Below are 262 nucleotides of genomic sequence, written 5' to 3'. Positions count from 1 at the left end.
AGGTTGAATTTGTTCAGGATAACCATTCTAAGTCTACTAAAGGAGTAATTAGAGGATTACATTTTCAATTACCACCTTATTCACAGGCAAAATTAGTACGCTGTGTAGTAGGTGAGGTATATGACGTTGTTGTTGATATAAGGAAAGATTCTAAAACTTTTGGCAAATGGGTCGGTGTAAATCTTTCTGCTGAAAACAAACGACAGTTGTGGATTCCAGAAGGATTCGCCCATGGTTTTGAAGTGATTAGTGAAGTTGCTCA

At 37.0% G+C, this 262-nt stretch carries 1 protein-coding gene; it reads left to right on the top strand.

The genetic code is table 11. The features are described 5' to 3' along the window. A partial coding sequence (locus tag SB659_RS19820) for a dTDP-4-dehydrorhamnose 3,5-epimerase family protein (RefSeq protein ID WP_410551653.1) occupies positions 1 to 262 on the top strand: 262 nt, incomplete at both ends.

The organism is Arthrobacter sp. SIMBA_036 (genome assembly GCF_046535135.1).
Lineage (GTDB): Bacteria > Actinomycetota > Actinomycetes > Actinomycetales > Micrococcaceae > Arthrobacter.
This window is presented reverse-complemented; position numbering and strand designations above follow the sequence as displayed.